Source organism: Citrobacter sp. L55 (assembly GCF_002850715.1).
Classification (GTDB): Bacteria; Pseudomonadota; Gammaproteobacteria; order Enterobacterales; family Enterobacteriaceae; genus Citrobacter; species Citrobacter braakii.
On the sequence record NZ_KZ559421.1, the window covers coordinates 1 to 20,305 of the forward strand.

Here is a 20,305-nt window from a genome sequence, read left to right on the forward strand (position 1 = left end):
ACCCGAAATACCGCGATGCGTATTCCACCCACATTCCGGCGGTGATACTGGCCGTAAACAACAATCCGATGCGCTTCACCGACCGCAGCGGCGGCGTGTCGCGTCGCCGGGTGATAATGCATTTCCCGGAACAGATAGCCCCGGAAGAACGCGACCCTAAACTGAAAGATAAAATCGCCCGCGAGCTGGCCGTCATCGTGCGCCAGCTTATGCAGACGTTCAGCGACCCGATGACCGCGCGCACGTTGCTCCAGTCGCAGCAGAACTCCGACGAGGCACTCAGCATCAAGCGCGACGCCGACCCGACGTTCGATTTTTGCGGCTACCTAGAAGCACTGCCGGAGCCTGAGGGTATGTATATTGGCAATGCCAACATCATTCCGCGTCAGCCGCGCCTGTATCTGTATCATGCCTATCTGGCGTATATGGAAGCCCACGGCTACAAGAATACCCTGAGCCTCACCATGTTCGGTAAGGGGTTGCCAGCCATGCTGAAAGAGTACGGGCTAAGTTATGAGAAGCGCCGAAAAAATCAGGGTATACAAACCAATCTCGCACTAAGAGAGGAAAGCAACGCCGACTGGCTGCCGAAATGTGATGACCTCATAGCGAAATAACCTAACCTGACCGGCAATAGCCGGTCTTTTTTTTATACTCTCAATCCAGACATCATACACAATTAAAGATACAGTTCTGAGTGAGAATTGATTCAATGCAATGAAATAATCGTATGATTGCATTGCAATGAAGGAAGTCGCTATACTTCACTTATCACGGCTAATTTCTCCATATTAATAGCATTTACAGGCAGTTATTAAATGACAACTCTCAATTATCAAGGAATTTCAATGGAACTATACACAGGCAGCTCCGATGAAAAAGATGCAAGTTATCTCCTTTCTTATTTGGATGAGGTTTTAACCCCTGCATCTGAAGAATTTTTCACAATACTAAACAACAACACACTGAATCTTCATCATGTATTTTCATTTAACGCAATATTGGCCCATGTTGTTGATTACATGATATTCATTGCAAAAAATAAAATTAAAATAACCAGAACTGATTTCATTAAAAGCTTCGATGAACGATATAAAGTGGATGGAAGTAAGCACATTAGCAATAAGTTTGCTCTTTTGGATGCGATTAACAACTCATTCAAGCACGTTGAACTGGATAAAAAAAGATATAAAGAACTTATAGAAAAATATGGGGATTTGTCTTTTCACAGTCTTAAAGCTGATGGTGGTAAGGTTTTCTTTGAAATGCCCCTATACAAATTTGATTATGCGAGGGTAGTGCTTAGACCTATATCAAATATTTTCAACTGCCAGTTAAGAAATATTAGTGACATTGACGATTTCATAAATGGAAGAATTTATGGCAGTAGTGGTTATGGGCATTTCGACTACGATTATGAGCCTTGGGATGCCATTGATAGGATGATAGATTACTGTAATGCTGAATGCATGGACTGCGGCGAAAGTGACAGAAATTGTGATTGTCAAAATTTCATTTATGAAAGTAAAAATGGCCAATTTAACCCAGATACAGATCCAAGATTCAATTTCGACGATGTGATGTCTAACATTAGTGGAACAAGAGAGTGGCGAAAATGACCGCAAGTGCTTAAGGATTCATATGGTATATCCTCTGCGAGCCAGTAAAATGAACAGTAAAGTGTTCACTGTTCACCAACCATTCACCTTGTAACATTATGATTATAAAAGATAAATAAACGAAGTGAACAGTGTGAACAGTTTTTCTAAAAAAAAGTTTTTTTCTCAAAGTGATTCATGCAAAGCATGGTTTGATTAAGTTCAGGTATTACTGCAACAAACCACCATTGGTATACGCTTAGGTATACCAATGAAAGTTGAATTGATTAAAACCCTGTATAAACAAATGATTATCGGCATTATTCAGACTCCGCCAGCACCAAAATTCTCCATCGGTGATTACCAGAGTCATCCGATGAAGTCCTAATAGCCCGCACGGCGCAAGCCCTGCGGGCTTTTTTGTGCCCTCAATTTGTCCCACGAAGTCCGAAGAGAACTAATTAAATCCGAACCTTTTAGGCCCATTGATAGGCCCAACGAAAAGCTCTATTGTTTTCGTTGGGCCTAAACGCATGGAGACTTACACATACTTAATATATCCATGCTTAATAACGACAACCACTTATTATTTAACCTAACATTAAATGCGTCTTTTTGCCCCACCACAAAATTACCGTATTGATCGCTCACAGCTGCACAAAATGGATAAATACCGTCATCAGAACTTACAGTTTTTTCCTAAAGCCAGCGCTTCGTTCGTGTGCCATGCTTAATCACGCTAATAACTTATAACGCTAAGCGAGGATATTATGAAAAAGTCAATTATCGCATTATCTGCAATTCTGCTGGCTTCTCCCGTTATTGCCGCGACGACACACGCAACTGATAATGATGTAGCCGCCGCGCACGAAAATGCCAATACCGCAAAAGAAAAACTGCATCAGGCACAGAATCAAGGCGAAGAGCAACAGTTAAAAGCAAAACATGCTGCTGAAGGTAAACAAGATGACCTGAGCAGTAAAGTGAGTGAAGGCTCACAAAAAGCCTGGAATACAACCAAAGAAGGTACTGAAAAAGGTTGGAATGCAACAAAAGAAGGTACCGAGAAAGGCTGGAATAAGACCAAAGAAGGTGCTGCCTCCGTTGAGAAAAAAGTCAGCGAGTAATCTTCCATCCATTCAATAATAAAAAGCCGCTTTCGCGGTTTTTTATTATTAGCAATCCTTATAATAAACGTAGAAACGCATTAAAGGGTATTGGTTTACTGAACAGATACCCCTGACCAAAGCTAACGTTAATCCGTCGCAGTCTCTCCATCTGTTCTTCACTTTCTATTCCTTCCGCCACCAGTGGGATCCTGGCTAGTTCAGACAGGTGAACAATATTGCTGATGATAGTATCACTCACGCCGCCTTTACCCAGTGAGTCGATAAACATCTTATCAACTTTCAAGAACCGCGGCGAAATGCGTTGCAGCGCAGCATAGTTAGAATATCCGGTCCCAAAGTCATCCAGGGCTAGCGCAGCGCCTGCCTCTTTCAAGCGTCTAAGAACACTTTCACGGATCAGATTCTGCTGCCGTTCGGTGATTTCCAGCATTACGCCAATATGAAACAAGTTCATCCGCTGAATAAAGGCGATAGTGGCATCGGTAAATTCATGATCCTCCAGTGAAAATGGAGGTACGTTAATACCGATATGAAATGGTATATCACACTGAGCCCTAAGGCACCGCATATCAACCTCTACCTGCGTCAACAATTTTAGCGTCAGCGCATTAATCAAGCCGCTATGTTCAGCCGTGTGGATAAATTCGTTAGGGGGAATAATTCCCTGCTCAGGGTGATTCCAGCGAACAAGCACTTCAGCCCCGACGATTTTTCCGCAAGCGAGTTCAACGACGGGCTGATAAAACGGAATAAATTCATCATTATTAATCGCACGCTGCAGTATTTTTATCGGTGATATCCGCTGCGCCCGGCGTAAGTGGAAATATAACAGCAAAGACAGAACCACAAATAAAATAAGAAGATAATGATTATCCCGCACATAATCCGCAATGCCATCCTGTGAATCCGTCACAATCCAGAAAGGATAGTTTTGCGAGGCCATCTGCACGAAAGGATGTTTTTCTGGATACAATAAAAAATGCACATCAATTTTTTCTTTACGGGCAAAATCCATAAGAATTTTATCGATCGCCGCTTTATATACTGCAACAGCCACCACCTGCCCCTGAAACGGAAAATAGATTATATACATCTCCGTGTTCAGCCGATAAATCTGTTCAATCATCAGTGAGTGTGTAGTCGTTCCATTGGAAATAATCCCCGGCGATTCTCGACCTTCAAGAGAAGAGCAGTTCCACTCACCGTTCCTGATGATACTGACTGAACGAATCTTCTCGCCAGACGCCGTAAGAAGACGCAATTTTCGTAGCAGATCGTCAGTGCAATTCTCTTGTATATGTGCGCTGGCTAACACAGCCAGTGTATTTACGTCGTCAAATATCGTATCGATTTCTTCGACCAGGCTATTTATCGCGTGTTCTCTGACAAGTTGTCCCTCTCTATCCCATTGCTGCCATGACGTCAGCACACCGGCCAGAAGAAAAAGCAACACCAGCATGATGGGTGTGATTTTCTTGGTTACAGACATGATTAACTCGTGTTGTTGAACAGAGCGCCCCGAAGGACGCTTTTTGAGATTATTTCAGGAGGAAATGGCCTGACTGACATGCGCCAGTCTGGCTGAAATTGCCCGGTAGAATCAGCTTAGAAGTTCCATTTCACACCTACCATCGCAGCGCTGTCGTTATACCCTTTATCGCCAGCCTGAACCCCGATATTGCCCCACAGATTAAGACGAGGACTCACCTGTCCCTCCACACCCACTTTTACCTCGGCAATATTTTTCGCTCCATCCTGGCGCACATTCACGCCATCCATGGTCGTACTGAAATCGCGTGAATTGTGCAGCCAGTTCAGCTCGGCAAACGGCTGGAATTCACGCTCTTTAGCGTTATCCATCTGGTGATGGCTCTTAATCCAAGTTTTCAGGCCCAGTCTGGTCTGCACATTACCATTATCGTTGCTGGTGATACGGGTACCGTTACTTTCACGATGGTCGTTCGCTTTCACTCCCATCCAGACTGCCTGCGCCTGAGGTTGTATGTACCATTCGTTCAGCGTTCCGTGACTGCCGGCAAACTCGCCCATTTTTTGGGCATATCCCATTTCCAGCGAAGCGGTAACCCCTTTCGATTTGTACGATTCGCCTTGCAGGTCATCGCCTTTAACATTGTTATCAAACCAGCTGTACTGAGCCCAGCTGTCCAGCCAGGCGCCGTTATGCGACGCATCATTGGCATACCACGTGGCATAAACGCCGGTGCTGTAGCCATTCACTGAGCCTTTTGAACGATAGCCCGTGCGTGAAGACTGGGTATTGCTGTGATCGTTACCGTAGCCCGCCATCACGCCAAGGTGCCAGCGATCAAGCCCATTCTGGCTCCATTGCGCAATGTCGCCCCCCAGTTGCAATACGTAACGGTTGCTCTGGGTTTTCAACTGGCCGCTACCGTCACGCCAGTTGTTGTGCCCACCGACGTGGCGCATCCACATGCTGGTGACTTTCTGCTCGCCGGTCAGGGCATCGATATACTGCGTTTCGCCCAGACGATCGTGCAAACGGGTGACGAACATGTTGTTGGCTGCCGCCAGGTTAGCCGTGTAGCTGCCGCCTTCCGGACGCAGATCTTTATCGGGATCCGGATCCGGGTTTGGCTGCGGATCGGGATTGGTTTTACCGCTGGTCAGATACCAGTTGCCGCTGTTTTCATCCTGACCACGTCCAAGGCTGTAGTCATATGCCCCCGCCACAATACGGCCAGCCTGAATAAACTCACCATCCGATACGCCATCAACATGGATAACTTCGATACCATCAATCGTTGCGGCACCTTTCCCACCGGCGTTAGTGACGCTGACAGAAGTAGTGCCACTGGTATCACCTTTCACCACCAGCTTATCCGTAACGGAATTGTCATCCCCCAGCGCAGTGTTTAAGGAAAGATGACCATCATTACCCGTGTAATTGCCATTGACCACCAGTTGATTACCGGCCTGCTGACCATTCACACCGGTTGCGAGGATACCGCTGTTAACCAGGTTTCCCTCTACAGTGAACAGGAGGTTGTCACCGGTCCCGGTACCCACCTGCAGCACACCGGCGTTATTCACATTACCTGCGACTCCCCCTACGCCCGAGAGCATCCCCGCCGTAGCTATGTTGACCTCGGTACTGGCAAGCGTGACGGGAGATGTGCCGTCACCCAGAACCAGGCCGCCCTGCTCAATATCCGTTTTCCCCGTCCAGGCGGCGTTATCACCGACAGTAATGGATCCGGCTCCCAGCTTGGTCACGTCGCCGCTACCATAAACGTCGTTATTAAGCTGCCAGTCGGTATGACTGTCCAGCACCAGTGAACCGCTATTGCGCACCTCTGCGCTGCCCAGATTTTCTGCGGTGAACGCGGTGAGCCGGGAATCCGCATCAATAGCAAATTGTCCCGTAAAGGCACTATTATTGCCCACCAGCGCGACATCGCTTTCGGTAAGTTCAATCCGTCCGGCATCGCTGATGCTGTTGTAAAGTACACCTGCCGCCTTATTCATCGTCAGCGTTCCCGTCGCCACAATATCGCCCGTGCCGAGACCCAGCGTCGTGTTCATCAGCACGCGCGCGCCTTCTGCAATGGTCGTTTTTGCCGTCAGCGTGCTGTTTTCACCGGTGATGGTCAGCGTATCGCCATTGATGTTTAGCGCGCCGTTTCCGGTCAATATTCCATCGGCTGTTCCGCCCTGCTCCAGGGTCAGGCTACCGCCATTGATGTTCAGCAGTGAGTCAGCCCCCGCCGTCAGCTTACCGACAGTCTGGCTATGACCATTCATGTCAAAACCGGTATCGGCGGCCAGACGTAGTTCACCGGTCTGTCCCAGAACATTATCGTTTTTCATCAGCAGGTTGCCGCTGCGCACATCGGTGATACCGGTGTAATCGTTATCCATATTCGATAGCGATACCGTCTGGCCTTTGGCGCTGTCAAACGCCAGATCGCCACTGCCAGTCACGCGAGCGCTCAGATCTGCAGCATTACCGGTTTTTCCGTTCGCATCCAGGACCAGTGCATTGTCTCCGGATGCGAGCAGTTCGACTTGTGTCAGACCATAGCTAATGTACAGTCCATCATCGTTATCCCCTCCGGTGAGGCGATAATCATAGGTTCCATTCGCAACAATCTCGCCATTTTGGCTGATACCGGCTTCAACCCCATCGCTGATGATATTGCCATTGCTATCGGTCAGCGTCAGATTGCCCGCACCGCCGGTGACGGAAGAATCAGATGTTGCCAGTTGAATCAGGGACTGCGCATCGTCCTGCTCAAGAAGTGATAGCGTGGTATCAGCCAGCGGACGATCGTTTGTAATCGTGCCGGTATCAACCTGCACGGTTCCGCGTCCGGAGAGATCCATCGCGCCAGCATGAATTGTTCCTTCGGAACTGCTCTGCCCCGGCGTCACCCCGTCAAAGCTGATGGTGCCGCCGTTAAACGCCAGGCCTCCGATATTTTGCTCACCAGACCCCACGTGGGTGACGTTCCCCTCGCCTACATTTAATGTTGCCTGGCTCAGCGCCTGAGTGTTTAATCCAGCCAGCTCAAAGGTGCTGTTCGTTAGCGCCAGCGTACCGTTGAATCCATCTGCCGTATTGTTGCTGGTAAAATCAAACGCATTACCGCTGGCATCAACGGCGACAGTTCCGGTTCCCGCCAGATGGCTATTAAAAGCCAGCGCAGCGTCAGAATTCAGCGACAAGGTGCTGGTCGTATCAATGTTGTAACCCGTACCGGTCGCATCGTTTTGGTTATCACCCAACGCAAAATCAACATTATTAACGGTAAATACTGAACCAGCAGTCAGATCGATATGCTCCATGCCGGTAATAGCATCGGCGTGATTGAGGATGTACTGTGCGCTATTCAACTGAAGTGTATCCTCCCCATCACCACCATTGAGGCTGGTAAACAGCGAGGTTTCTGTCTCTTTGACATCTTTCAGTAGGTACAGATCGTTACCGCTGCCCGTCTTGATGTCGGTTGCGGTACTGCCAGACTCCAGCGTAACGGTGTTATCACCGCTCATCAGGTTAACCTGACCAACAATGCTGGCACCCGCCGCGTTAGTAAACGCGATGCCTGCCCCCGAGAGCATTTCTACCGCTTTTTGCGACGCATCCAGCGCTTTAATAACGCCTTTATTAATAAACGTTTCCAGGGAACCGTTATCAACATTCACCACTGCGTGGCTGGTCGATTTCGATGTCAACTCACCGGCCTGTTCAACATTTTTGGTCGTGCCACCGACAATCAACGCTTCACCACCGTTAGCGTCGAGTACGTTAACGCTGACGCCCGTTTTCAGGTCGGTTGACGCATTGGTGACGATCCCTTTACCCGCAGCCTGCTCAACATTGATAACCAGATCGCGTGAGTCAGACATATCCAGCGTTTGATTCGTTTCGCTGCCGTCGATATTTTCAAACAGGATCCCCGTACCGCTCCCCGTAACATTAATCGTTCCGGAGTTGGTCTGCGCCAGGGATGCTCCGGTATGAATACCGATTCCATTCCCCACACTGATAGTTGTATCTTTTAGCTGGATACCCGCAATGTTGGCGACGTTTTCAATCGCGCTTCCTTTACCCGTACTGTCCATCGTGATGATGGCTCCATCGACCAGCAGACCTTTCGCACCGGCGGCCAACAAGATACCGTGCGCGTCTCCCGATGCTTTGGTTTCTCCCGAACCCGTCAAACTTAATGACGCATCATTGCCCACGAGATAGGCTGCGGTGCCATCCGTCGCGGTAACCGTCGCATTGTTGTTCACAACGGAATCAGCGCCTTCGATGCTGACCGCCACGCCATTAACCTTGATGTCGCCGTCGTTATTCAACGTACCACCGGAAACCAGCACGCCTGTGCTGCCCGCCTGGTCAAAGTCGATGCTGCCTTTATGGTTGAGCGTACCGCCGTTGCGGGCGATGTAGCCGAAAGCACCATCCGCCGTATTACTGGTATTCAGCGTGGCGTAACTGGTCAGCATTGAGTCACCTTTCTGATTCTCATCGACATTCCCGGACAAGTCATAATAATTACCGTCCACAATCCCGGCGGTGGTGTCTTTACCGGAAAGTTTCACGATCACCGCGTCTTTGGTGATAACCCCATCCGCTCCGCCTTCAACCCGAATCCCGGTCGCGCCGTCACCCGTGATACTCAGCGATTGCGAGCCGGAATCAAAATGGCTCCCCGTCCCGGTCACCTGCAGAATAGTGCTGTCGGTGCCTGATGCCGTCATTGTCGTACCAGACGACCCGCTGCCATCAAAAGTCGCACCACCTTCTATGCGATATAATGTTGACCCTTCAGTCGAGACATCTTGCGTATTGGTAGAGGAGGCGTTTACTTTTGAACCTTCACCATAAATAAAATAGCCAATCTGGTTTTTGCCACTGGTAAATGAGACTTTGCCCGTATCGGTAATATCGATAACGCCGCCGTCACGAACGTGCAGACCAATGGCGTTATCAGCAGCAAGATTCACACTCCCACTCATCGTAAGTTGAGACCCGGTCCCCTCGACCCAGGCACCAATATTTTTTAATGTATTATCCGTGGTACTACCATTGGTGATATTTATCGTACCCGAATGAAGCGCCTGACTCCCTCCCTGCAGTTCAATACCGCTGGCGCTGTACCCATTGAGGTTAATCGTGCCGCTGTTTACCAGCCCTTTTGCACCGTTAATTCCCATCAGGCCAATATTTTGCGCTGAGCCGATGCCATTGATGTCAATGACGCCGTCCTGGGTAACGTTGATTGCACCAGGAGACGCACTGCCGTTTGCCTGAATGGCAACAGCATTCTCGACTTTTTCTCCGATCGTGATGTTCCCGGTGTTATTGATGGTTCCACTCTTCACAAACATACCAATGGCTGGAAGAGTGACCTGGACTTCACTGGTCGCCTCATCTTTTACCGCTTGTGCAGTTCGTCCGATGTAGAGCGTCCCGTTATTAGTAGCCACTGCATTACGTTGAACAAACACACCGTAGGTATAGACACCATCGGAAGATTTCGCAGGCTCACCTCCGGTGGCAATATTCATTACTCCGTTATTAATAAAGGTCGCCGTGTCATTCATCAGCACGCCATAGGCGTTATAGATATCCTGATGCGAGGCAAGGTTGATGACGCCGTCGTTCTGTACCTTTGTCGTCCCGGTCGCGAGAATCCCGGTATGGGCGCCAACCCACGCATTTTTCACATCAAGACTGGTACCCGCATCAATAACTCCATTGTTATTTACGATGCTATCACGCGCTGAAACGACATAATCACCACCGGATGCACCGGCGGCAACCCCCAGTGTGCCGTTGTTATTGAGGGTGGCTCCGTCGGTCAGCGTCACCACGGAGGTATCGCTAAAAACCGCCTGAATATTGGCATCAGCAGAAATATTGACGACAGAGCGCGCACCGGAAGCTTTAATAAAACTGTTCACATCACGATTCGCAGCCTGCAACACCGCATCGCCATCCGGGATATTGGTGTCGAAGTGAATGTTTTTCTGTTCCGTGGAATAGGCTTTATGAAGCTCAGCTTCATAGTCCGTGGGCGAAAGTTGCCCAGCCTCTACGGCTTTCACCAGAGCATCATTGTAGTTTTTTAAATCATCAAGATTATTAACCGTATACTCGCCAAGCGCGCTGGAGAAGGTGCCGTTATAGGTTGCGGTATCAAAGTTATAATCTTTACCGGTATTTTTCGCGACATTACCAACGCTACCGCTTTGTACGATGGTTTTGGCGTTGTAATTCAGTACCGCGTCTTTAGTGTCACTGGCGCTGCTCTCAACGTTATAAACTCCAGAGACCTTGGTGACAGCATTGAAGATATTTGCCGAGTTTGATGCCCAGCCGCTTTCCCTTGAACCAACATTCACATCAAGCGTGCCGCCTGATGTCACTGTCGCCAGCTTCATATTCACATACTGCCCATCACCGACGCTGACCCCCAGATAAGTCGTCAGATCGCCAACGCTGGTAGAGGCAAAATTATCGCTGTCATACACCTGGACTGTACGCGAAGCCCCGGTGATGGGGTCAACGTATTGAATGCTGTGGGTACGACCACCTAAAGTCGTCTGCGTCAGATTTATATTTTCACTACCTGACGAAATATAACCATTATCCATTGCCTGCTGAATAGTCATCGTTTTAAAGCCCGATGCACCAGAGGCAATGCTGCCATATCCTTTAGTACCGGTGATAATATTCATGGTTTCACCGTCACCGACAACAAGTTGCCCTGCGCCATTAGCATTAGTCGACGGTAAGTAATCAGGCAAGACGTAGTCAGCGGCAAAAGCATATATTGAATGCGTAGCCAGTACGACACCTATTATACTTAGCGCAATTCTTGAAATATTAAATTTATGCGTTCCAGATTCAATGCGGGCAGAACTATTGGTTTCCACAGAAGCACCACAACGTTTTGCCAGTTCAGAAACAACAACCGCGCAAGAGTGCGAAACACTCCATACCACTTTAAAAATCTTATTCATCATTACCATTCCGAATAATTCCACGAATACCCTTCCTGGGAAAAATTCGTGGTCACATAGCATTATGGGATGCTCATAATTACCCAGCGGTCAGATACCTCTTCTCTGGAGTTTTTTCCGCTGAAACATTGAGCGATCTGTACATGACGAATGGTATTACCGCATCAACAACCAATCTATTTATACTGATAAATTTGCAATTTATAGATGTTTTATCTAAAAAGATAAGTTATTATAGATTTAAGTATCGATATCATCACAGGAACACATAAGCAACTGTTAATGAATTGCATAAAGAATGTAATATGATGAACTAATTTTCGACACAATAAACAAACATTTCAAATTAAATAAAACGCATATTAATTTATTTCATACCCCGTAAAAACATTTATAATCACAGCTCTTAAGCAACAAACAACTTATAAGAGAAATCTTATTGCATGGGTTATATTGAAAAACATAACCCATTTGAGTTACTTAAATTATAACTGCGAGAAACAGGGATTTCAGTCAGTCGAAAACACATCTCACGATAAGCAAGTTCCGCGGCATCTGTACCGCCAGGGGTTGAATGTAATAAGTGAAAAATATCAAAGCCTTTCTAATTGTTGTTTAAGACGCTTGATACCATACTATTTTTAGATTATTTTACTTAAGTAACTTTTCGTTTACTCATTATAAAAATGCCACTTACTAAAGTTACTGACAATTTGTAAATCAACCAGAGACTCAGAACTACGCAGTTCTCAAACCGGCGAATGACTATAATGGTCTATCTGAAAATAGTAGCACTCTTATAATTTAAGCAGAGTGAAGCAGGTATTTATACTTAAAATGAACAATTTTATAGTTTTTTATGCCAGAGGGGATATTTTATAATGCTAAAATGCCCCTCCTCCTGCCTCGGCCCTGTCACCTCTCACGATACTGTAGTGAAGAAGAAATACCACTATGGTTTATAATTAAGTAATACTCTGTTAATGATGAAAAAATGAAATATCTAATTAACAATGAAGTTACATTTAGGACTGATGATGGCGTTTTGGCGAGTCTGAGTCCGTCGGACAACTCACTCACCCTGTCTATTACCGCGAACAGGATCTTCACCTATCTCCTCGAGCAGGAAGGGAAAGTAGTCTCGAGAGAAGAGATGTTTACGAATGTCTGGGACAAAAATGGTCTGCAAGCCTCAAACAACTCATTAAGCCAGTATATTTCTTTGATTCGTAAAGGATTACAGGAGCTCGGTTGTGAACACGAGATCATTCAAACCGTACCACGGGTCGGCTTTTTCATCGCTGAAGGATTGGTAACCACCATAGAGGAACCGCCTTTGGTTTCCGCGGCGTCCCTCACTCCCGCAAAAGCCACGCCTTCCCTGTCAAAACGCGTAAAAATGATGCTGCTTGCAGCTGGGGGCGCCTCATTATTCATGCTTCTTTACCCAGTCAACACATTGTTTAACAGCACTCAAAACCACCTTCCCGTCGTGCAGTTGTATAAACTTGGCAATATCGATCTCTGTCCGGTCTATACCGTTTTTGAAAGCTCACGAGAAGTGGCAACTGCGAAACTTGAAAAAGCCAAAAAAATGGCTGATTTACACCTGAAGTGTCTGGCTGGCGCATTGTTTATTTTCCAGCCTGACGATCTGTACGTCTACGGCGAAAAAGGTCGCATATTTTTATCCCGCTGTACTTTCAATAATGCAGAAAAAACAAAGTTTGCTGGATGCAAGGACCTTTATATCCATGAATACTAAATATAAAACCAAGATATTACTTGCAGGAGCGGCCGTTCTGGTCGCTGTCAGCGCCTTGTTAAGCGCGAATGGAATCACCCTCATTCCAGTCAATCAGGGAATAAGCGTGCATTGCGTCTCCACACTTTCACTACCCGAACTGCCCGGGGGTGGGAAATACGATGGTAGCCTGATGATCCAGTTGCAAACAGATAACACTGGCGTCATTGATTTCTCAGGGATTATTACCACAACCCCACTGGCAGACAACCGCCCAGGACGTCGCCTTATCCTGCAACGCTCCGTCAGTTTTAATTATCGGATAAAAGATAAAGGCGTCGTTTTTCTGCAAGACGTGAAAATGAGTAAACACAGTCTGGATAACGTGTCGGATGAGATGTTTATCCATAATATCTATGACCCGTTCACACCCAGTAAGCGTGCGCAAATATATAAAATTGATAATGCCTACCTGTTAGGCAATACCTTTTCGCCAACGAACGTCTGCGTTAGTAAATCGTAGTAATAAGCCGTAATCCAGGATTGCCTAACCGCAAGGCTAAACCAGAGCTGGGCCACGATAACGCATTGGACCTGACTCCACATGTGGCGACAGTAAATCGCTTTCCCTGTCGCCACACACTTTCGCCCTCATCCAGCGACCAGAGAAAATACAGTCCGTTATTACCATAAGCTACAATAATATTAATTTTAGATAATCAACGGCACGTTTGCTGACAATAATGAGCAAAGGGTTACTATAGGCCTGTCTTTTTTTTAGCAGGAAAGTAAAATGAAAAAAACAAAAGGGTTGATAATTGTTGCCCTTGCTTTCACCCTGGCGTCATGTGCTTCAATTCCTGAGAATATCAAAGGTAATAATCAACCAGATATACAAAAAAACTTTATCTCCGTGCATAACCAACCGGGATTATATACCGGTCAGCAGGCCCGCTTTGGGGGTAAAGTCATCAATGTGATTAACACCAAAACGGATACATTACTGGAAATCGCCGTTCTGCCACTGAACAACTATGCTAAACCGCAAATAGACGCGAGCTATCAGGGGCGTATTCTTGCCCAGCAGAAAGGTTTTCTCGATCCGGTAAACTACAGAAACCATTTCGTTACTATTTTGGGGACAATTCAAGGAGATGAACCAGGATTCATCAACAAAGTCCCGTACAACTTTGTTAAAGTTGATTTACAAGGTATTCAGGTTTGGCATTTAACAGAGTCAGTCAACACCACCTATAATATGTGGGATTACGGCTATGGCTCATTCTGGCCTGAACCCATGTGGGGCGCCCCCTACTACGCTAATACAGTAACTCAGGTAACTCCGGAGCTAGTGAAATAATCTCTGTAGTAAGATGGCGCGAATATATACCGGAGTCGGGTACTGACAAACGCCCAGCACATCACCCCGCGTTGACCTTATTGCGCCATCCTGCTTTATGAGATCCTTCGCTTAGCACGCATTCTTCCTGTTACATATAATTTTACCCGCTAACACTTGAGCGAAAAAATGGGCTTTAGCCATCTCATGCCTGAGCATCTTTTGTTATTTACCGATAACTCTTCCACCCTGCCTGTAATAAAAGAACATTGGTGTTTACGATTTATTCAGGGATTACTATGAACAGAAAATGCTTACTGTTGATACCATTATTTTTTAGTAGCGTCATCATCACCGCCTGCGATAATAAACCTGCAGTAAAAACCACCGCGATGGAGCCCGAGGTCGGCGTTGTTACCTTAGCGCCCTCTTCAGTGAATATTAAAAGTGAACTTCCAGGTCGCGCGGTTTCATTCGAGATCGCCGAAATCCGCCCTCAGGTTGGTGGGATCATCATAAAACGCAACTTTATTGAAGGTGATAAAGTCAGCAAAGGAGAGTCACTGTATCAAATTGATCCAGCCCCGCTGCAGGCACGACTGGATTCAGCCAAAGGCGCGCTGGCAAAGGCACTGGCGACGGCCAATAATGTGCGTCTGACATTAAATCGGCAGTCAGCGTTAATAAAATCCAATTACGTCAGCCGCCAGGACTACGACACGACACGCTCACAGCTTAATGAAGCAGAAGCCAATGTCGCCGTCGCCAAAGCGGATCTTGAGCAGGCCACCATCAACCTTCGTTACGCTAATGTCACCTCACCGATTGATGGCATCAGCGGTAAATCCTCCGTAACCGTGGGTGCCCTGGTCACCGCAAATCAGGAAAACGCGCTGGTCACCGTTCAGCGGCTGGATCCGATTTATGTTGATTTAACACAGTCAGTACAAGATTTCTTACGCCTGAAAGAAGAGAAAGCCAACGGCAAAATTGCCCAGCAACAAGGCAAAATTCCTGTTGAGCTGATGCTGGAAAACGGCAAACCCTATCGCCATACCGGTACGCTTGAGTTTTCCGATCCCGCCGTCGATGAGACCACCGGATCGGTGACTTTGCGCGCCGTGTTCCCCAATCCTGAAGGTGAAATTTTACCCGGCATGTATGTCACGGCGTTGCTGGACGAAGGCAGCCAGCAGAACGTTTTGATGGTCCCCCAACAAGGGATTACGCATAACGAACAAGGAAAAGCCACCGCGCTGATCCTTGACCAGCAAAACGTGGTGCAACTGCGCGAAATAAACGCCGTGAAGGCCGTTGGCAATAAATGGCTGGTGACCGCAGGATTACGCCCCGGCGATCGGGTCATTGTGTCCGGATTACAAAGAATTCGTCCGGGAATCAAAGCCCGGGTCCTCCCTTCAAAACTGACCACTCCTGACGCGGGAACTGAACAGTAATATTTCAGGTATTAAGGACACTTTCTTCATGGCCAACTTTTTTATTGAGCGCCCGGTTTTCGCCTGGGTGCTCGCCATTATCATGATGTTTACGGGCGGTATCGCGATAATGAACCTGCCGATCGCCCAATATCCACAAATCGCTCCCCCAACCATTACCATCAGCGCTGCCTACCCAGGGGCAGACGCAAAGACCGTTGAAGACTCCGTAACTCAGGTGATTGAACAGAATATGAATGGTCTTGATGGCCTGATGTATATGTCATCCACCAGCGATGCGGCAGGTAATGCGTCGATTATCCTGACCTTCAAAACGGGCACGTCACCCGATATTGCGCAGGTTCAGGTACAGAATAAACTGCAGCTGGCGATGCCTTCTTTACCGCAGGAAGTACAGCAGCAAGGGATCAGTGTTGATAAATCCAGCAGCAATATTTTGATGGTCGCCGGCTTTATCTCTGATAATAACAGCCTGAGCCAATATGATATTGCCGACTATGTGGCCTCGAACATCAAAGACCCAATAAGCCGCACTGCCGGGGTGGGGAGCGTACAGTTATTCGGTTCGCAATACGCCATGCGTATCTGGCTGGATCCGCAAAAGCTCGACAAGTATAACCTCACACCTCAGGACGTAATTACCCAGCTCAAAGTTCAGAACAACCAGATATCGGGCGGGCAGTTGGGAGGCATGCCTCAGTCAGCCGATCAGCAGCTAAATGCGTCGATAATCGTCCAGACGCGCCTGCAAACTACCGATGAATTTGGCAAGATCTTCCTTAAAGTTCAGCAAGATGGTTCCCAGGTTCTGCTGCGCGATGTCGCGCGAATTGAGCTGGGTGCGGAAAATTATGCAACGGTTGCACGCTACAACGGAAAACCCGCCGCCGGGATTGCAATTAAACTTGCCGCTGGCGCGAATGCCCTGGAAACATCCCAGGCAGTCAAACAGGAGCTGAACAGATTATCGGCCTGGTTTCCGGCCAGCATGAAAACCGTTTATCCCTATGACACCACTCCGTTTATCGAAATTTCGATTCAGGGGGTTTTTCATACTTTGATCGAGGCAATCATTCTGGTATTCCTCGTCATGTATCTGTTTTTGCAAAGTTTCCGCGCAACGCTTATTCCCGCAATCGCCGTTCCGGTAGTGATCCTTGGCACCTTTGCGATACTCGACGTCGCGGGTTTTTCGATTAATACGCTCACGATGTTTGGCATGGTGCTGGCGATAGGGTTGCTAGTCGATGATGCCATTGTGGTGGTTGAGAACGTAGAACGCATTATTGCCGAAGAACACTTGTCACCAAAAGCGGCGACCCACAAAGCGATGGGCCAGTTGCAGAGAGCGCTGGTCGGTATTGCCGTTGTGTTATCCGCCGTATTTATGCCGATGGCATTTATGAGCGGAGCAACCGGTGAAATTTTCCGTCAGTTTTCTATCACCTTAATCTCCTCCATGCTGCTGTCGGTGTTTGTGGCGATGAGCCTGACGCCAGCACTCTGCGCCATGCTGTTGAAATCCCACGAGGGAGAAAAAGCAAACACACATTTTCTGTTTACCCGTTTCAATCACTTTATGGAGAAATGTACTCAGCACTACACGGACAGCACCCGTAAACTGCTACGTTGCACAGGCCGTTATATGGTCGTGTACTTAGTGATTGGCGCGGGCATGATTGTGCTGTTTCTACGTACCCCGACCTCCTTTTTGCCTGAAGAAGACCAGGGGGTATTCATGACCACCGCGCAATTGCCTTCGGGCTCAACGATGGTGAACACCAGCAAAGTGCTCGGGGAAATAACGGATTACTACCTGACGAAAGAACAGAAAAATGTCGCTTCGGTTTTCACCGTCGGCGGATTTGGTTTCAGCGGCCAGGGGCAAAACAACGGTCTGGCGTTTATCAGCCTGAAACCGTGGTCAGAACGCGTTGGTGAAGAAAACTCAGTTACCGCCATTATTCGACGGGCGATGATGGCCTTAAGCACCATCAATAATGCCGTCGTTTATCCGTTTAATTTACCCGCTGTTGCAGAACTGGGAACGGCTTCAGGGTTTGACATGGAGCTGCTGGATAACGGTAACCTTGGGCATGAAAAAATGATGCAGGCCCGAAACGAGCTTCTGGCGCTGGCCAACCAGTCGTCCGGAGAGGTCGACGGGGTGCGCCCGAATGGTCTGGAAGATACACCGATGTTCCGCATTCATGTCAACGCCACGAAGGCAGAAGCCATGGGCGTTGCATTATCGGATATCAATCAGACCATCTCTACGGCGTTCGGTAGTCGCTATGTCAATGATTTCCTGAACCAGGGACGCGTTAAAAAAGTGTATGTCCAGGCCGATACACCGTTCCGTATGTTGCCGGATAATATTAATCACTGGTACGTACGTAATGCCTCCGGCGCCATGACGCCGCTTTCGGCCTACTCATCCACCGAATGGACCTACGGTTCTCCCCGCCTTGAACGCTACAACGGTCAGCCTGCAATGGAAATTCTGGGCCAGCCGGTCGAAGGGAAAAGCAGCGGCGATGCGATGAAATTTATGGCATCGCTGATAAACAAACTGCCCGCGGGCGTCGGCTATGCCTGGACCGGTCTGTCTTATCAGGAGGCGCTGTCCACAAACCAGGCACCAATGCTGTACGGCATTTCGCTGATCGTCGTGTTTCTGGCACTGGCGGCACTGTATGAAAGCTGGTCGATACCGTTCTCGGTAATGCTGGTTGTGCCAATCGGGGTGGTCGGCGCTTTGCTGGCGACCGACTTGCGCGGCCTGAGCAATGATGTTTACTTCCAGGTAGGCCTGCTCACCACCATGGGGCTCTCGGCTAAAAACGCCATTCTGATCGTCGAGTTCGCCGTCGAGATCATGCAAAAGGAAGGAAAAACGCCGCTTGAAGCCGCAGTAGAGGCCGCGCAAATGCGCTTACGCCCTATTTTGATGACGTCACTGGCCTTTATCTTAGGGGTTATCCCTCTGGCAATAAGCAACGGCGCGGGCTCTGGTGCGCAAAATGCCGTCGGTACGGGTGTTATTGGTGGGATGCTGGCCGCAACAGTGCTGGCGATCTACTTTGTTCCGCTGTTCTTTGTTCTCGTAGAAAACATGCTGGCGCGATTCAAAATACGGCGCTGATTCCCTGCCCTCGTACGTGATTATCCCTGGGATAAGTTTATTAAATCCCAGGGATTCTCAATGCTCTCTCAGAGAAAGGGTTCCATTCACCTTAATTTCTTCATTTCATTACAGCGACGATACTGTGACTACGTTAAGAGTGGCATTCTCCACCACACTTGAGTCCCTCTGCTCTGCGGGTAATCAATGCCCGGTGGCGCTTCGCTTATCAGGTCTACGGTTGTTAGCGGGCCCTGTTATCCAGCGAATTTCTCGTGGATAGCAGGGTAAACATTACGGGGATTTTTTCTTGTAGGGTAACAACTAAGGTAGGTACAGAGGTTGTCAATTCGGACTCATGCCAGGCTATCAAAACGGGTAATCAATAGTGCAGACCGGAACCCTTCAGATTTACGGCCAGCTCGCCCAATTTAGTATCAGGGTGTCGATGACACATTTTAATCATCTTCGGTACAGCGACAGTTTCCACCTCATGCAGGGGAACATAATCATCGCCTTTAAAGTCCGAATTTTTATTAACAATCACAAAGGCAATTGCTGTCATGTATTGCCGACTCATATCAACGAATTCTTTACAGGTCATATCTTGTGGCGCCGCTTCCGTTGCCTGTGTAGCAAAAGCACGGCTCATCGGCGCCATAACAGAGGCCATAAGAATAGCTGCAGAGACAATCAATTTAATATTCACAATGCGCTCCAGAAGTAGCATTAATTTTTATCGGCGAGTTTTTCAGTTTGTACCAACGACGCATTTCTGCGCAGACTGATAAAAGCCAAAGAGCTAAAAATCATCTCAACGCCTATAAAGATGGAGGTAAACACATAAGAACGGTCGGGATCCATATTCAGCCATACGGCTGCAATAAGCAGGTCAAAGATACCGATAAAAATATTCCATCCATAGCCCGGACTGCGGAACATTTTGACGCCGGAAGCAACACGAAAAATCCCGCCAAGAATAAACAGGCAGCAAAAAACCATTGCCAATGAATTCATACCTATCACAGGATTTTCGAGGAAACAGTATCCCAGCAGCAACCATGCGATAGCAAAAAAGGCATAGGTAAATTTGGCTTTCAACTGCTTTTTACCCGAGGAAAACAGGCTGTAAATAGAATAGAAGCCGCACACCAGGAACATAAAACCTGTTGCATAGCTTAAGTAAACACCTGCAGCGATTGGATAGATTAAGCAGCAGATGCCGCAAACCAACAACAGCACGGCCATGATTGTGGCGTGTCTTTTATAATGAAATAGTGTTTTTTCATTAAATGCTTTCAGGCTACGCTGATTAAAAACAAACATACATCCTCCGTTACATAGAAACGCAATGCAACCTACTAATAAAAGAGTAATATTCAATTAATACATA

General features: G+C 47.6%; 12 protein-coding genes. 8 read left to right on the plus strand and 4 right to left on the minus strand.

What is annotated here, in order from left to right; genetic code table 11:
* From B9P82_RS25415 to B9P82_RS25425, 3 genes are all read left to right on the plus strand, one after another.
* Window positions 1–617 (plus strand): primase-like DNA-binding domain-containing protein (locus B9P82_RS25415; RefSeq protein ID WP_246842168.1); only part of this gene is annotated, 617 nt, incomplete at its 5' end.
* 201 nt (window positions 618–818) lie between these two features.
* Window positions 819–1,619: a hypothetical protein gene (locus B9P82_RS25420; protein WP_101701214.1), complete on the plus strand. Its 801-nt coding sequence runs from the start codon at window positions 819–821 to the stop codon at window positions 1,617–1,619.
* Window positions 1,620–2,368: 749 nt separating this feature from the next.
* Window positions 2,369–2,725: a hypothetical protein gene (locus tag B9P82_RS25425; protein ID WP_101701215.1), complete on the plus strand. Its 357-nt coding sequence runs from the start codon at window positions 2,369–2,371 to the stop codon at window positions 2,723–2,725.
* A 58-nt stretch (window positions 2,726–2,783) separates the two neighbouring features.
* Here the strand turns inward: B9P82_RS25425 and B9P82_RS25430 are convergent, their stop codons facing one another.
* Together B9P82_RS25430 and B9P82_RS25435 are read right to left on the minus strand one after the other, a co-directional pair.
* Entirely contained in the window at window positions 2,784–4,217 is a 1,434-nt protein-coding gene (locus B9P82_RS25430) for an EAL domain-containing protein (RefSeq protein WP_101701216.1), read from the minus strand.
* A gap of 116 nt (window positions 4,218–4,333) precedes the next feature.
* The gene (locus tag B9P82_RS25435; protein ID WP_246842169.1) at window positions 4,334–11,248 is read right to left on the minus strand and encodes an autotransporter outer membrane beta-barrel domain-containing protein; all 6,915 of its coding nucleotides are present in this window, start codon (window positions 11,246–11,248) and stop codon (window positions 4,334–4,336) included.
* Window positions 11,249–12,242: 994 nt separating this feature from the next.
* Between B9P82_RS25435 and B9P82_RS25440 the strand changes: the two genes are divergently transcribed.
* The 5 genes from B9P82_RS25440 to B9P82_RS25460 all read left to right on the plus strand — a co-directional run bounded on the left by B9P82_RS25440 (window position 12,243) and on the right by B9P82_RS25460 (window position 18,933).
* Window positions 12,243–13,013 (plus strand): winged helix-turn-helix domain-containing protein, encoded by a 771-nt coding sequence (locus tag B9P82_RS25440; RefSeq protein WP_101701218.1) that lies wholly within the window; start codon window positions 12,243–12,245, stop codon window positions 13,011–13,013.
* Entirely contained in the window at window positions 13,003–13,515 is a 513-nt protein-coding gene (locus B9P82_RS25445) for a hypothetical protein (protein WP_047414843.1), read from the plus strand. Before B9P82_RS25440 ends, B9P82_RS25445 begins: the two co-directional genes overlap by 11 nt.
* A 270-nt stretch (window positions 13,516–13,785) precedes the next feature.
* Entirely contained in the window at window positions 13,786–14,352 is a 567-nt protein-coding gene (locus B9P82_RS25450; protein WP_101701219.1) for a Slp family lipoprotein, read from the plus strand.
* Window positions 14,353–14,630: 278 nt separating this feature from the next.
* On the plus strand, window positions 14,631–15,788 hold the full coding sequence (locus B9P82_RS25455) for an efflux RND transporter periplasmic adaptor subunit (protein WP_101701220.1): 1,158 nt from the start codon (window positions 14,631–14,633) through the stop codon (window positions 15,786–15,788).
* Window positions 15,789–15,816: 28 nt separating this feature from the next.
* Entirely contained in the window at window positions 15,817–18,933 is a 3,117-nt protein-coding gene (locus tag B9P82_RS25460) for an efflux RND transporter permease subunit (protein WP_101701221.1), read from the plus strand.
* Between the two features lie 361 nt (window positions 18,934–19,294).
* On the opposite strand, the gene B9P82_RS25465 is transcribed toward B9P82_RS25460, so the two are convergent.
* Together B9P82_RS25465 and B9P82_RS25470 are read right to left on the minus strand one after the other, a co-directional pair.
* A complete protein-coding gene (locus B9P82_RS25465; RefSeq protein WP_101701222.1) occupies window positions 19,295–19,642 on the minus strand; it encodes an HdeA/HdeB family chaperone in 348 nt (115 codons plus the stop codon).
* A complete protein-coding gene (locus B9P82_RS25470; protein ID WP_047358942.1) occupies window positions 19,642–20,238 on the minus strand; it encodes a DUF308 domain-containing protein in 597 nt (198 codons plus the stop codon). The genes B9P82_RS25465 and B9P82_RS25470 overlap by 1 nt, the downstream gene beginning before the upstream one ends.
* Window positions 20,239–20,305 lie beyond the last annotated feature (67 nt).